At 62.9% G+C, this 13,798-nt stretch carries 12 protein-coding genes; 6 read left to right on the top strand and 6 right to left on the bottom strand.

Features of this window, described 5'->3' with window-relative positions:
* The first annotated feature begins 54 nt into the window (after window positions 1–54).
* Window positions 55–1,413: an aspartate aminotransferase family protein gene (locus NN662_RS13225; RefSeq protein ID WP_261930708.1), complete on the top strand. Its 1,359-nt coding sequence runs from the start codon at window positions 55–57 to the stop codon at window positions 1,411–1,413.
* On the opposite strand, the gene NN662_RS13220 is transcribed toward NN662_RS13225, so the two are convergent.
* The 4 genes from NN662_RS13220 to NN662_RS13205 form a co-directional block, all read right to left on the bottom strand.
* A complete protein-coding gene (locus tag NN662_RS13220) occupies window positions 1,410–2,915 on the bottom strand; it encodes a glycosyltransferase family 39 protein (RefSeq protein ID WP_261930707.1) in 1,506 nt (501 codons plus the stop codon). The two genes, NN662_RS13225 and NN662_RS13220, sit on opposite strands and share 4 nt — an antisense overlap.
* Window positions 2,912–4,435, bottom strand: a complete 1,524-nt coding sequence (locus NN662_RS13215; RefSeq protein ID WP_261930706.1) for a glycosyltransferase family 39 protein — start codon at window positions 4,433–4,435, stop codon at window positions 2,912–2,914. The genes NN662_RS13220 and NN662_RS13215 overlap by 4 nt, the downstream gene beginning before the upstream one ends.
* 54 nt (window positions 4,436–4,489) lie before the next feature.
* Complete coding sequence (locus NN662_RS13210) at window positions 4,490–5,485, bottom strand: glycosyltransferase family 2 protein (RefSeq protein ID WP_410010981.1); 996 nt, start codon at window positions 5,483–5,485, stop codon at window positions 4,490–4,492.
* Between the two features lie 177 nt (window positions 5,486–5,662).
* On the bottom strand, window positions 5,663–7,204 hold the full coding sequence (locus tag NN662_RS13205; RefSeq protein WP_261930704.1) for an ArnT family glycosyltransferase: 1,542 nt from the start codon (window positions 7,202–7,204) through the stop codon (window positions 5,663–5,665).
* Between the two features lie 109 nt (window positions 7,205–7,313).
* On the opposite strand from NN662_RS13205, the gene NN662_RS13200 reads away from it, so the two are divergent.
* Together NN662_RS13200 and NN662_RS13195 are read left to right on the top strand one after the other, a co-directional pair.
* A complete protein-coding gene (locus NN662_RS13200; RefSeq protein ID WP_261931965.1) occupies window positions 7,314–8,285 on the top strand; it encodes a flippase-like domain-containing protein in 972 nt (323 codons plus the stop codon).
* A gap of 119 nt (window positions 8,286–8,404) precedes the next feature.
* Window positions 8,405–9,664 carry a D-alanyl-D-alanine carboxypeptidase gene (locus NN662_RS13195; protein WP_261930703.1) on the top strand — a complete coding sequence of 420 codons (1,260 nt, stop codon included), beginning with the start codon at window positions 8,405–8,407 and terminating at the stop codon, window positions 9,662–9,664.
* Between the two features lie 43 nt (window positions 9,665–9,707).
* Here the strand turns inward: NN662_RS13195 and NN662_RS13190 are convergent, their stop codons facing one another.
* Entirely contained in the window at window positions 9,708–11,189 is a 1,482-nt protein-coding gene (locus NN662_RS13190; RefSeq protein WP_261930702.1) for a multicopper oxidase family protein, read from the bottom strand.
* Window positions 11,190–11,302: 113 nt separating this feature from the next.
* The gene (locus tag NN662_RS13185) at window positions 11,303–11,674 is read right to left on the bottom strand and encodes a hypothetical protein (RefSeq protein ID WP_261930701.1); all 372 of its coding nucleotides are present in this window, start codon (window positions 11,672–11,674) and stop codon (window positions 11,303–11,305) included.
* Between the two features lie 193 nt (window positions 11,675–11,867).
* On the opposite strand from NN662_RS13185, the gene gfa reads away from it, so the two are divergent.
* The 3 genes from gfa to NN662_RS13170 all read left to right on the top strand — a co-directional run bounded on the left by gfa (window position 11,868) and on the right by NN662_RS13170 (window position 13,790).
* Window positions 11,868–12,440 (top strand): S-(hydroxymethyl)glutathione synthase, encoded by a 573-nt coding sequence (gene gfa, locus NN662_RS13180; protein WP_410010931.1) that lies wholly within the window; start codon window positions 11,868–11,870, stop codon window positions 12,438–12,440.
* A gap of 158 nt (window positions 12,441–12,598) precedes the next feature.
* Entirely contained in the window at window positions 12,599–13,372 is a 774-nt protein-coding gene (locus tag NN662_RS13175) for a hypothetical protein (protein ID WP_261930700.1), read from the top strand.
* Window positions 13,373–13,511: 139 nt separating this feature from the next.
* On the top strand, window positions 13,512–13,790 hold the full coding sequence (locus NN662_RS13170) for a hypothetical protein (RefSeq protein WP_261930699.1): 279 nt from the start codon (window positions 13,512–13,514) through the stop codon (window positions 13,788–13,790).
* Window positions 13,791–13,798: the final 8 nt, after the last annotated feature.

Below are 13,798 nucleotides of genomic sequence, written 5' to 3'. Positions count from 1 at the left end.
GGATTTCTGTGGCCAATCTGCGGGCGCATTCCAGCCCAACAGTCAGTGAGCATCATGCCAGCACTTTCCAATCTTGCCGCAATCGACGCCGCCCACCATTTTCATCCCTTCTCGGACATGAAGAAGCTGAATGCCTCGGGCAGCCGCATCATCGAGCGGGGAGAGGGCTGCCATATCTTCGACAATGCCGGCAAGCGCTACCTCGACGGCTTTGCCGGCCTCTGGTGCGTCAATGTCGGCTACGGGCGCAAGGAAATCACCGAGGCGGTGATGCGGCAGATGAACGAACTGCCCTACTACAACACCTTCTTCGGGACCACGACGCCGCCGGCTACGCTCTTGGCCGAGAAGATCTCCGCCCATGCCGGCGAAAAGATCAATCACGTCTTCTTCACCGGCTCCGGCTCCGAGGCGAACGACACCTGGTTCCGCATGGCCCGCGTCTACTGGGCGGCGATCGGCAAGCCGACCAAGAAGGCGGTGATCGCGCGCGTCAACGGCTATCACGGCTCGACGGTCGCCGGTGCGTCGCTCGGCGGCATGAAATGGATGCACGAGCAGGGCGACCTGCCGATCGCCGGCGTCCACCATATCGGCCAGCCCTACTGGTATGCCGAGGGTGGTGACATGAGCCCGGAGGAATTCGGCCTCGCCCGCGCCCGGGAGCTGGAGGCCAAGATCGATGAACTTGGTGAGGACAATGTCGCCGCCTTCGTCGCCGAGCCGATCCAGGGTGCCGGCGGCGTCATCGTGCCGCCATCGACCTACTGGCCGGAGATCGCCCGCATCTGCCGCGAGCGCAACATCCTGCTCGTCTGCGACGAGGTGATCTGCGGTTTCGGCCGTCTCGGCCACTGGTTCGGCCACCAGCATTTCGGCGTCGAACCGGACCTGGCGCCGGTCGCCAAGGGCTTGTCGTCGGGCTACCTGCCGATTGGCGGCGTGCTGATCTCTGACCGCGTCGCCGACGTGTTCCTCAATGAGGTCGGCGACTTCAACCACGGCTTCACCTATTCCGGCCATCCGGTCTGCGCCGCGGCGGCGCTCGAAAACCTCCGCATCATCGAGGAGGAAAAGCTGGTCGAGCGGGTCCATGACGATATCGGCCCCTATTTCGCCCGCGCCTGGAAAAGCCTCGAGGACCACGACATGGTCGGCGAAGTCGTCTCCGTCGGCCTGATGGGCGCGGTCCAGCTGGCAAAGGACAAGAAGACCCGCCAGCGCTTCGAAAAACCGGACGAGATCGGCACGATGGTGCGCAACGAATGCCTGGAGCGTGGGCTCATCCTGCGCGCCACCGGCGACCGCATGCTCGCCTCGCCGCCGCTGGTCATCACCGAAGGCGAAGTCGACCGCATGGTCGCCGTCCTGCGCGAAGGCCTCGATGCCGTCTGGGCGAAGATGAGGGGTTAGTTGCTGCCGGATGGCGGCGGGATGATCCAGGCGTAGCCGAAGAGTTCAGCGTCGTTGCCGCGTGCATAATGATAGGGGATAGCGACCTGCTTCATCTCCTGATCCGTCGGCTGCGGCAATCCCGCCTTGTCGAGCCAGCCCAGAAGACTGGCCGGCATGCCGACATCGCTGCTCTTCTTGATCCAGAAGAGCAGGATCGGATGGTCGGCATCGGCGTGATGGGGCGTCTCGAACAGCGAGAATTCCGAGGTCGCGAAGGGGATGTCGGGATGCTTGAGCCGCAGGCTGCCGGCGTAGAGCTTGCGGTCGGTGACCACAAGGCCGGGCGTCCTGTCCACCGTCATGGTGTCGAACGCGCCGGTATAATTCGTGCTCGGCCGCTGGTAGTCGCCGGTGAAATGGGCGAGCGGCATGCGCAGGAACAGGGCTGCCGGAATGACGGTCATGATCACGGCAGCCGTCCGCCAGAATGGCTTCAGCAGTGCCGAGCCGGCCAGTCCCGAGGCTTCCATTTTCAGGCAGAAATAGAGCGGCAGCAGGAAGAGAAGCGGCGTCAGCCAGCGGTCCTTGATGTTGTCGGCGCCGGCGAGGATCATGATGACGATGAAGACGAGGATCGCCAGCATCACCCGCTCGAAGAAGCGCGTCCACGGGGTTCCAGCCGAAAAGGAGGCAAACAGTGCCTTCCGGAAGATTGCCGCGTAGACGAGGAGCGTGACACCGGCAAAGCCGATCAGCGCAACGGCCAACGACCCGATGCCTTCCAGCCAGCCCGTCACGATGTTCGAGTGAGCGTCTCCGGAGGTCAGCTTGCCGATCGTGTTGGCGCTGGCGGCCTGCAGGTTTTCGGCAAGCCAGACGCCATGCGGCAGGAAGAGAAGGATGGCGATCGCCGCCGAAACGAGGATGCGCCAGTCGAAGAGGCGAGCGCGCAAATCCCTGTCCGCCAGCACGGCGACGAAGACGGCCGCCGGCAGCAGGGCGAAGTTATATTTGGCGAGCAGCCCGAGCCCGCTTGTGAGCCCAAGCAGGACATAGCTCGAAAGGCTCGGCCGCTTCAGCGTGAGGACGGTGGCAAACAGGAAGAAGGAGGCGGCAAAGGTCACCGCCACCGTATGAGAGAGGTCGCGCTGCGCCTCGAAGCTGATCTGCGGGATCGTCAGCAGCGACAGGACAACGATCGGCAGCCAGCTCCGGTCCTTGAGCAGCATGCGCGCGGTCAGCCCGTAGAACAGGTAGATCAGGAACAGGAGCACGCATTTGGTTGCCGACAGCGCCAGCATCGATACGCCGAAGAGATCGAACACGGCATGCTGCAGCCAGTTGTAGAAGGGCGGCTGCGGGCCGTAGCCGAGCGCCCACCACTGCGCGAAGAAGACCTGCTCGGCCTCATCCGACTCGAGCGCGTGCGGCATGGCCATGCGCACGATGACGTTGAGCGCGAAATAGGCGGCGACGATCAGGAAGACGCGTTCCGGGCGTGCTTTCAGCCACTCCGTCATGGCTTCGCCGTTCCGTCGGTGCCGGGGGATGGCAGCCAGGCATAGCCGAACGTGTAGGTCTCGCCGTCCCAGCCGAAGTGATAGGGCAGGGTCATGGATCGTGGCTCGATGTCGCTCGCTTCAGCACCTGCCAGCGTCTTGGCAGAATTCAGGATACCTCCCGGAATTTCGCCGGTGTGCTTGTTGTCGGTCCAGACCAAGAGAAGCGGGTGCCGGCTGTCGATCGTCGTTGCCGGCTGCAGTTCGTCGCCGGATCCGGCGAGCACTGGCACGCTCGGGAAGGCCTGCCGTAGATTGCCGGCCTCGAGCCAGCTTTGCGTGACGATCATCGCCGGCTTCTCTGCGCTTTCCATCTTCAGGCTCTGCAGGAACGGGCCGTAGGGAATGTTGATCCGCTTGTAGAGCCCGGCGACGGGCAGCACGGTCACCTCGATGATAGTGAAGGCGGCGACGCCGATCAGGATCACCGCAGCCGTCGTCGACAGGCGCTTCAGCCCAGCGGCGATATCCATGCCGGCGGCTTCCATCTTGGCGGCAAGATAAAGAGGCAGCACCAGCAGGAACGGATCGAGCCAGCGCTCGTTCATCTTCGTCGTGCCGGTGACGAGCACGATCAGGACCAGTGCCACGGCCGTCAAGACGAACATGCGCTCGATCACTCGGGTGATCGCGTTGCCGCTCTTCAGGCTGTCGAGGAAGGGCTTCTTGAAGATCGCCGCGAAGACCACCAGCGTCAGCGCCGAGAAGGCGAGAATGCCCATGATCAGCGCGCCGATGCCCTTGAAGAACCGCAGCATGTGGCCGCCCGTCGCCGACCCCTGCATCTTGCCGAGCGTGCCCTGGGTCGCGAGCCCGGCATGGTCCAGGAACCACAGCGCATGCGGCAGCACGATCAGCCCGGCGAGCAGTAGCGCCGCAACAAGCCGCCAGTCGAACACCCGCTTGCGCAGTGCCGGATCGGGCAGGAGCGCCAGGATGGCGACGACCGGCAGCAGCGCGAAATTGTACTTCGACAAAACACCCAGCCCGACGGTCAAACCGGCCAGCAGGTAGGACGCAAGGCTTGGCGCCGTTAGCGTGCGGAAAAAGGCGTACAGGAAGGCTGCTGTGACCGCGAGAAGCACGATCGTATGGGTGAGATCCTGCTGCGCCACAAGTGACACCTGCGGCAGCGTCACAAGCCCGGCAATCGTGGCGAGCCGCAGCGCCGGATCGCGGATCACGGTCGAGGCGGCGAGCCAGTAGAAGATGAAGCAGGCAAACAGCAGGGCATTCTTGAGAATAACGATGCCGACAATTGACGGGCCGGTGATGGCGAAGACGGCCTGCTGCAGCCAGTTGTAGAGCGGCGGCTGTGCGCCGTAGCCCCAGGACAGCCACTGCGACATGTAGATCTGCTCGGCCTCGTCGAGCCGCAGCGAATGCGGCAGCGACAGGCGGATGATCGCCGACAGGACGAAATAGAGGAACAGCAGCGCGAAGGCCCGTGCGGCCGGCGGCGGCGCGGGGCGAGCGGTCATGCGGACAACGCCTCGTTCGATCGTTGCGTCTCCGTTGTCCGGAATGGACGCGGCTTACGCATTGCCATCCTTCTTGAACACCGCCCTGACGATGTAGTTCGGCTTCTCGATGCTGCCGAAGGACGTGCGGGTGATGAGTTCGGCCAGAATGCCGGTGGTGATGAACTGCACCGACGACAGGACGCCGACGACGCCGACCGTCAGGAGCGGACGCGTGCCGATGTCTTCGCCGAAGGCGAATTTCTGGATGAACAGCCAGAGGAAGATCAGCGCGCTGAGTGCGCCGACGGCAAGCCCGATCGAGCCGAAGAAATGGCCCGGCCGCGCCTTGTAGCGCATGAAGAACAGGACCGACAGCAGGTCGAGAATGACGCGGAAGGTGCGCGAAATGCCATATTTCGAGACGCCGTGCTGGCGGGCATGGTGGGTGACCGGCATTTCGCCGATACGCGAGGAGGGCACGACGGCGGCGACCCAGGCCGGGATGAAGCGGTGCATTTCGCCGATCAGGCGCACCTGCTTGATCACCGAGGCGCGGTAGATCTTCAGCGAGCAGCCATAGTCGTGCAAGCGCACGCCGGTGATCTTGCCGATCAGGTAATTGGCGCATTTCGACGGGATCTTGCGCAGCACCAGCGCGTCCTGGCGGTTCTGACGCCAGCCCTGCAGCAGGTCCAGTTCGCGCTCTTCGAGCGCCTGGACCATGGTCGGAATATCGTGCGGATCGTTCTGCAGGTCGCCGTCGAGCGTGGCGATCAGCCGGCCGGTGGCCGCGTCGATGCCGGCCTGCATGGCGGCGGTCTGGCCGAAATTGCGCTGCAGTTCGACGATCTTCAGGTCGAGGCCGTCGCGGTCGAGGAACTTGCGGGCGCCGACAAGCGTCGCATCCGCGCTTCCGTCGTCGACGATGATCAGTTCCCAGCTCTTCGGAAACGCCTTCATAGCATCGGTGACGCGCTCGATCAGCGGCGCAATGCTTTCCTGCTCGTTGAACACCGGAATGACGACGGACAGCTCGATGCCGCTTTCCAATGCGGTTTGCACGGGCATGGGTTCAATGGACGCGGACAAATTCATCACTCCGGAAAATTGCTCTTGAAGGCCGGCCTTGCCGGCGCTTCCTGTTATATCAACCCGCATGGGAGGGCAACCGCGACGCAATGTTGCAACGGGCAAGGCCCATGGAGTGTTGCCGGCAGGCCATCGTCGGTCCGTCTGCCATCTCTGCTAGTTGCCAGGATAGATGACCGTATAGGCAAACTGATAGACGTCTCCGGGCCGGCCGTAGATATAGGGAAGCTTGACGACGCGCCTTTCCGCCGCCGCCGGTGAAATCCCCTTTGCCTCCAGCCACGCCTTCAGGTCGTCCGGGAAGGGCGGCGGCGTCTTGCCCTTGCTTTGCCGCCAGACGAGCACGATCGGATGCTCGGCAGTCCAGTCATAGGCCGGCTGGTATTGTGGATAGGAGAGCGCGATGGCCGGCACGCCGGGCCGCTGGAAATGCAGGTTGCCGCTCAAGTGCGTTTCCGACGTCACATAGACGGCCGGCGTCCCGGCCTGCTGTTCGATATCGTCGGCCAGCGCCGCAAACGGTGTGTTGATGTATTCGTACTTGCCGTTGACGTGGACGGTCGCGAGCAGTCCGACCAGCAGCAGCGGAATGAGGACCATCAGACCGGTGGCGATGATCCTGAACCGGTGGCGTCCGAGTTCCAGCGGCGCACCGGAACGGTCGAGCCGCAGGCAGAGATAGAGCGGGAAGGTGACGAGATAGGGCGCCAGCCAGCGGTCGCGGATGCTGTCGACGCCGCCAAACACGACCATCAGGATGAGCCCGGCAATCACGAACAGCGTCGTGCGCTCGAAGAAACGGATCCACGGATCGCGTGCGGCCCACGCCGCCCGGAGGTTCTCCCGGAAGGCGGCCGCGAAGCAGACGGCGGTGAGCGCGCAGAAGCCGATGACGGCGACGGCAAGCGAGCCGAGTCCCCAGAAGACGGTCGACGCGTAGCTCGTGTCGTCGTTCACCATCTTGCCGAGTGCCGTTCCGGTGGCGCGGCCCATATGTTCGAAGAACCAGAGCCCGTGCGGCAGGACGATGGCGGCGGCCACCAGTGCGGTCAGCGCGAGGCGGATGTCCAGCACATGCCGGCGCATGTCGCGGTCGAGCAGCAGGGCAAGGCAGGCGGCGACCGGCAGCAGCACGAAATTGTATTTCGAAAGCGCACCCAGACCGATCGCGAAGCCCGTGAGAGCATAGTTGAAGGCGTTCGGATGCTTGACCGTGCGGATCAGCGCATAGGCAAACAGGGTCGCCGAGAAGAAGACCGCGACGGTATGCGTCAGATCCCGCTGCGACTCGAAGGCGAGCTGCGGGATCGTCAGTAGCCCGAGCGTCGCGGTGATCGCCAGCTTGCGGTTGTCGAGGATCAGTCCGGCCGTCTTCCAGAAGACGAAATAGGTGCCAAACAGCACGAGGTTCTTCAAAAGCGCCAGCGAAACGAGCGACACGCCGAAGAGATGCACGGCGCCGTATTGCAGCCAGTTATAAAGCGGCGGCTGCCCGTCATAGCCGACGGCGAGGAACTGCGAGACGAAGATCTGCTGCGCCTCGTCGTGCTGCAGCGTATCGGGCATCCACAGCCGCAGCAGCGTCTGGCCGATGAAGTAGCAGGCGAGAATGATCGGAAACAGTGCTTCGCCGCCGGTCTTTCCGGCGTTGTCGCTGTCGGCGGACAGGGGCCGCGGGGATGTGGTGGGAGCGGGCAAATCCGGTACTCCGGGGCTGGTCTTTTGGCTGGCGCTGCCGGTGGCATCTGTTATATCAAGCGGCATTCAAGAGCAACCGCGACGGAAAGCAGCATTGGAAACGAACGAGATGAATGGGGTGGCCGAGAAAAGCCTGTTCGCCCGCCTGCGCATGCCGCTTTTCACGTTGGTCGTGGTGCTGGCCTATGCCGCCTTCATCGAATGGTTCTGGGGCTGGGCGTCGATCATCGACGGCTGGAAACATGCGGGCCTTTCGGTCGTCGTCATCGCCATGGTGCTGCTGATCGCGACCTATGTCATCCGCGCCTGGCGCATGCACGACTATTTCCCGCGCCAGACGAAGGGCCGTTTTCTTGCCCTGTTGCGCGTCACGCAGGTCCACAATCTCCTCAACATCATGATGCCGTTCCGCACCGGCGAGACGAGTTTCCCTCTGCTGATGCGCTCGGAATTCGGCATTCCGCTGGCGCGCGGCACCTCGGCGCTCCTGGTTCTCCGCCTTCTCGACCTTCATGCGCTGCTGGTCGCAGCCGGCATCGGTCTGGCGCTGGGGTCGGACAGGCCGGTTCTCGCCTGGGGGCTCTGGGCCATCGTCCTCGTCGCGCCGCTCGTTCTCTTCGCCCTGAAGCGGCCGATCATCGGCTTCACCCGCCGCGTCCTGCCCGCAAGGCTCGAGGCGCTGATCGAGGAGGTCGATGCCGGTACGCCGGCGACCATGGCAGCCTTCATCCGCGCCTGGGCCTTTACCGTCGTCAACTGGTCGACCAAGGTGGTCGTGCTCGCCTGGGTGCTGGCGCTGATGGGCGTCACGCCGATCGCCGCGGCCTTCGGCGGCGCGCTGGGCGGGGAACTGTCATCGGTCCTGCCTGTCCATGCGCCGGGCGGCATCGGCACCTATCCGGCCGGCATTGCCGCGGGCGCGGCCGCACTCGGCGCGGATGCATCCGATGTGCTCGGCACGCTCGCCAAGGCGGCGATCAACGTGCATCTGCTGGTCGTCGTTTCCGCTTTGGCGGGGACGGCGCTCTCCCTCGTCTTGCCCGGCAATGGCAAACCGGGCTATACCGGTGACCGGCGTTAAGCTTTCGCTAACCATAAGCGAATTGCTTAAAATTTTATGAATGCCGCCATTCTCGAATGCGTCTATAAGTGCATTCGCTGTCATGTGGGGCGGCTGGCGACGAAAAAGCGGGTACATTCATGCAAAGAGAAAAGGCTTTTAAGGGCCTCTCCTCCTTTTTGATCTCGGCAATACTTCTGTTCTTCACCGCCTCGATTGCCACGGCCGGCAATGCCTATCTGGTATTGGACGCGAAAAGCGGAAAGATTCTCGCCGCCGAAAATGCCGACGTCATCAACCATCCGGCCTCGCTGACCAAGATGATGACGCTCTACATGACGTTCGAGGCGATGCACAAAGGCCGCCTCGGCTGGAATTCGCGGATCGTCATGTCGCCGACCGCTGCCGCCAAGGTTCCGACCAAGCTTGGTGCCAAGGCGGGCGAGACGATTACGGTGCGCGAAGCCGTGCAGGGCATGATTGTCGTCTCCGCCAATGACGCCGCTGCCGCCATGGCCGAGGCGCTTGCGGGGTCCGAAGAGGCCTTCGCCGCCCGGATGACTGCCAAGGCGCGCGATCTCGGCATGCGCTATACGGTCTTCACCAATGCCTCCGGCCTGCCTGACGACCGACAGATCACCACGGCCCGCGACATGTCGATCCTGGCGGTCGCGCTGATGAACGACTATCCGAAGGAATACAAGCTCTTTGCGCTCGACCGCATGGAGTTCCGCGGCAAGGTGCGCGGCGGCCACAACCGCCTCATGTACCGTTATGACGGCATGGACGGCATCAAGACCGGTTATACCAATGCGTCCGGCTACAATATCGTCACAGCCGTGAAGAAGGGCAGCCGCCGGGTCATCGGTGTCGTCATGGGCGGACGCACCGCCAAGGCCCGCGATGCGCAGATGGCCGAACTGCTCGACCGCTATGTGCCGAAGGCCCGCTCGCGCTGGTCGAACACGCTGATTGCCGCCCGCGAATCCGGTGCGGCGACCTATGCAACGGCCTCCGTTTCCGACGACGACCTGCCGAAGCCGCTGATCCGGCCAACGCCGTCGGCGCTGGCATTCGCGACCGCCAGCGAGCCGAGCGTGCCGCCGGAGCTGGCGCCCGAGCCCGCCGCAGCGGCCAGCACCGCGCCGGAAGGCTGGAAGGTGCAGATCGCCGCCGCCCCGACGCGCGAGGCGGCCATCGATCTGCTCGCCAAGGCGCAGCCGACGCTGTCCGCCAGTTTCAACGGCGTGACCTATTACACCGAGAGCGTTGCCACCATGGCCGGCATTCTCTATCGCGCCCGGTTTGCCGGCTTCGACAGCCGCGATGCGGCGGCCTCCGCCTGTGAGGCGCTGAAGGCCCGCTCGTTCGCCTGCATGCTGGTGCCCGACAACGGCTGAACCGGGCTTTTCGCCCGGCCCGGCCCGCCGTCGGCCGGTTCGCTCAGCCGATACCCTCGTAATGAACGTGGGTCATCATGCCATTCGCCATGTGGTAGAGATGGTGGCAATGCAGCGGCCAGACGCCGGCATTGTCGGCATCGAAGGCGATCTTCGCGGTCACCATGGGCGGCATGATCAGCGTGTCGCGCAGCGCACCGGCAAGCGGCTTTCCGTCCAGTTCGACCACCTGGAAATGATGACCGTGCAGGTGGATGGGATGCGCCATCATCGTCATGTTGCGCAGGCCGATCTCGATCCGCTCCCCGCGCCGGACCTTCGGCTGATCACCTTCGATCGCCCACCGATAGCCGTTCATCATCGAACCCGTGAGGTCGAGGTTGAACTGCCGGGCGGCAGGGTTGTCGGCAAGCGGCCGTAAGGCCCGAAGCCGCGTTTCCAGCGTCAGTCCGACGGTCGGGCCGGCCTCGTCGGCGAGACTGCCGATCTTTTCGATCGCGGCATTGGCCGAGGCGAGCACGATGCCGGTTCTCTGCCGGGCGCCTTCGCGCTGGGCAAGGATCGGGAATGCGCCGCCACCCGCCGGGATCTGCAGGCGGATATCGATCCGCTGACCCATCGAGATCGGGAAGGCGCGATCCTCGACCGGTTCCACCGGCTGGCCGTCGACGGCGACGACCGTGCCGGCAAGGGCGCCGGTCGAAAGCATGAAGGCCGTCGAGGCGGCGGCATTGATGATCCGCAGCCTGACGTGTCCGCCCTTGTCGATCCGAATGACCTCCGGATCGTCCAGCGTCCTGTCATTGGCGAGATAGGCATCGTATTCGATGTCGTTGAAATCCATCATCGCCATTCCCTGCATGCCGGACATCCCGGACATGCCACCGACGCCCATCGTGTGGCCCATCTTCGAGTGGTCCATTCCGCCCATCGACATCCCGCCCATGGACATGCCGCCATGATCGGCATCTCCACCGGAAAGGCGCGCGAGCAACTCTTCCGCGGGCGTGAAGGAGAAATCGTGCAGCAGGATGACGACTTCCTGCTCGTCAGTCGACCGGTCCTCCGCCGTATGGACGATCAGCGGCGCGGCGAGCAGGTTCTGCTCCTGCAGCGTATGGGCGTGCATCCAGTGCGTGCCGCCGGAGGCGAGTGCGAAGGCGTATTGGCGCGTTTCGCCCGGTTCCAGCATCGCGGCGGGATTGCCCGGCACGCCGTCCTGTTGCCAGGGTGGCGTCAGGCCGTGCCAGTGAACGAGCGTCGGCTCGTCGATCCCGCTCTCAAGCTGGACGTCGAAGCCATCTTCCCTGTCGATGATGAGCCCCGGCCTGCCGTCCGGGCCGGCGAGGCTGAAGACCTTGGCGGCGCGCCCGTTGACCTCCAGCGTCCGGCTGCCGATCAGCAGCTTCTGACGGGCAGGGGAGGCCGGCGTTTCCGCGGCGGCATTGGCAAAGCGGGGGAGGGATGACGCGGCAAGCGCGGTGGTGGCACCCAAGGCGGTGCGCAAGAAGTCTCTGCGATCCATGATGAGATCCTCTGATATGTGCCGGATGGTCCGGCATGACCGATGGCCCGCGCGTCAGTCGCTGCGGGTCGTGAATGAACCGGCCTGCAGGGCAGGCGGTCTCAATCGGAAGATCAGAGGCGGGGTGGTTGGAGATCAGGTGGCGCGCGGTAGCCGACCAGCGTCTTCATGGCGGCGGCAACATAGACGGGCCGGGTGATCTCGAAGGCGACAGGCGCTTCGACCGTCTGGAGCGACGCGGGCAGCTGGCTGCAGGCGCCGACGCAGGCGAGCTTGTGGATTGGCGCCATGTCGCCATGACAGGGCTTGGCGTGTTCCATCTGCATGGACTGATGCACCATGCGCTGAGGAGCTGCCATCGCATCCGGCGTGCTCATGCACAAGGCGGCCAGAAAGCCGGCCAGCGGCGCGAACGCGATCATGGCGGCCAGCATCATGGAGAGGCTGCGCCTGTGACCGGACCGGGAAAACCGAGCAATCGCCATCAGGAAAACCGAACGTTTCGATACCCGTGAATATGCGCCCGCACCCGGCGATCTTCAAGGCTCGTGACCAGCCATTGTCAGCGATCGGATCAACTTTCCGTCATGCTGCACTGCTCGTTGAAACCGGCCCGGCGCTGTGAAAGACTTCCTCCCGCAATAAAGCTGAATGCCTGACAATGTGGGAGGAAATCACATGGGCGGAATGGCTTTGCATCCCTCTATCGACAATGGAGTTTCAAAGGGCAGCGGCAGCTTTGCCGGCGGTACGCTCTCCTGCGGCTGCACCGAGCGGACGGTGCGGCTGAAGATCACCGGCGACGTCGCCCACAACCATGCCTGCGGCTGCACCAAATGCTGGAAGCCGAACGGCGCCATGTTCTCGGTCGTCGCGGTCGTGCCGAGCGACAATGTCGAGGTCGCGGAAAACGGCGACAAGCTCGCCGTCGTCGATCCTTCCGCACTGATCCAGAGGCACGCCTGCAAGGTCTGCGGCGTCCACATGTACGGCCCGGTCGAACGAGACCACGCCTTCAAGGGCCTGTCCTTCATCCATCCGGAGCGCTTTGCCGAAAACGGCTGGTCGGCGCCGGGTTTCGCCGCCTTCGTCTCCTCGGTCATCGAATCGGGCGTCAGTCCGAAGAAGATGGACGGCGTGCGCGCGCGGCTGAAGGAACTGGGCCTGGAGCCCTATGACTGCCTCAACCCGCCGCTGATGGATTACCTCGCCTCCTTCGCCGCCAAGAAGGCCGGGACCTACGTCGAATAGGGCGATCGTCCATCCATCGACGACAGTAAAAATATTGAACAGATGCCGGATTGCTCCGGCTGTGAGTGGTTGTTTGTCTTTCGAAAAACAATCTTCGATTGACAAATCTAATGGGGAGCAAGCATAGTCGGAGTCCTGTTGCGCATTTGGGGTGGGTGATGTGTGACGAAGTCGGTGGCGTCAAGGAAAAATCATGCCGTTGGTGTGCCAATAAAATCGGCGCCTCCGCAATATATTGCTCCCACTGTGGCAAATATCAGAAACCGTGGACAGAGCATGCTCTGAATTTTTCCAAGTATGCCGGAATTGTCTCCGCAATATTCGCCGGGCTCTCGTTCTCTTTCGTGACGCTACGCGATATCTATAGGAACGAGTTCGGTGCACTGAGCGCCGCCCTTGTCAGCTTCGATATCGCCGATGCCGTCATTTTCAAGAATGACGGAGACAAAGACGTATTCATTTCGAATGTCTCTTACGACTTTTCATCCGTCGTAGAGTTTCAAAGGGGAGTAATTCCTGTCAATGCGATCGTGAAGGCTGGTGAACTTTTTACAAAGGCCTTATGCGACGACAACTCCAAGGCGGAACGCTGCCGACCAATCTACTCACTCCCAATCGACAACATCGCAGGGGAACCGTTCCCGAGCGCGAGGTTTTTCTCTGCCGCCTCGGCTGGAAGCATTCCAAACTTCCGGCTGAAGATATTCGATGCTCACAATGAGAACCTGACAACGATTTATGCACATGCCCGGGCGATCGATGGCGATTGCAGCTTTTCATACTCTGCTCCGGCGGTTGCCAGGTTTGAGAAAAAGTCCTTCGACTGCAAGGCGCTCGCCGGATTTGTCGGCGACAATATGCAGGATGCTGCCAGCAAGTTTTTGAACTCCTACAACAAGGCCAGGGAGAGTGATAATGTCGGTAAACCATGAAGGCATGCCCGGCCATTTGGCGAGGCCGAAAAGAGGTATGGCAGCCTGCATAGGCTTGCGATCAGGGGATATTGGCAGATGTGTGATTGCAGTGACAATAACCTGTCTTGCCGCATTTGCTTGGCCGTGGTCAGCCGCCATGGCTCAGGAAGCCGAAATATATCAGTCTTTCGGTCTTAAAGATCTTTCCGGCTTGGGAAGCGATCCCGCCCGCTTGGGACTGCCTTCAGGCTCCCGGCTCTCGGACTATGTCATCCTCAATAAGGGGGGCGGCAGTCCAATGCAGGTATTGAAATTCCCGTCGATACCCGACGACCTAAAGAAGCAGGAGATGTGTCAGGTGGTATGCATTCCCGATGGCAATGGCGGGAAAATTTGTATCCCGATGTGCGGGGATGGCATTCTCACGGCGAATTAAATGCGGCG

The sequence above is a fragment of the Rhizobium sp. NRK18 genome (assembly GCF_024385575.1).
In the GTDB taxonomy this organism is placed as follows: Bacteria; Pseudomonadota; Alphaproteobacteria; order Rhizobiales; family Rhizobiaceae; genus JANFMV01.
The sequence above is the reverse complement of the archived record's forward strand: the minus strand, read 5'-3'. Positions and strand labels throughout refer to the sequence as shown.

Coding starts and splice junctions, on each gene's coding strand:
- NN662_RS13210 (WP_410010981.1), bottom strand. CDS start 5,485: ATGCCCGTGCAAACCGCATTGGAAAGCGGCATCGAGCTGTCCGTCGTC.
- gfa (WP_410010931.1), top strand. CDS start 11,868: ATGGGCGGAATGGCTTTGCATCCCTCTATCGACAATGGAGTTTCAAAG.
- NN662_RS13175 (WP_261930700.1), top strand. CDS start 12,599: ATGTGTGACGAAGTCGGTGGCGTCAAGGAAAAATCATGCCGTTGGTGT.
- NN662_RS13195 (WP_261930703.1), top strand. CDS start 8,405: ATGCAAAGAGAAAAGGCTTTTAAGGGCCTCTCCTCCTTTTTGATCTCG.
- NN662_RS13170 (WP_261930699.1), top strand. CDS start 13,512: ATGGCTCAGGAAGCCGAAATATATCAGTCTTTCGGTCTTAAAGATCTT.
- NN662_RS13220 (WP_261930707.1), bottom strand. CDS start 2,915: ATGACGGAGTGGCTGAAAGCACGCCCGGAACGCGTCTTCCTGATCGTC.
- NN662_RS13190 (WP_261930702.1), bottom strand. CDS start 11,189: ATGGATCGCAGAGACTTCTTGCGCACCGCCTTGGGTGCCACCACCGCG.
- NN662_RS13225 (WP_261930708.1), top strand. CDS start 55: ATGCCAGCACTTTCCAATCTTGCCGCAATCGACGCCGCCCACCATTTT.
- NN662_RS13200 (WP_261931965.1), top strand. CDS start 7,314: ATGAATGGGGTGGCCGAGAAAAGCCTGTTCGCCCGCCTGCGCATGCCG.
- NN662_RS13215 (WP_261930706.1), bottom strand. CDS start 4,435: ATGACCGCTCGCCCCGCGCCGCCGCCGGCCGCACGGGCCTTCGCGCTG.
- NN662_RS13185 (WP_261930701.1), bottom strand. CDS start 11,674: ATGGCGATTGCTCGGTTTTCCCGGTCCGGTCACAGGCGCAGCCTCTCC.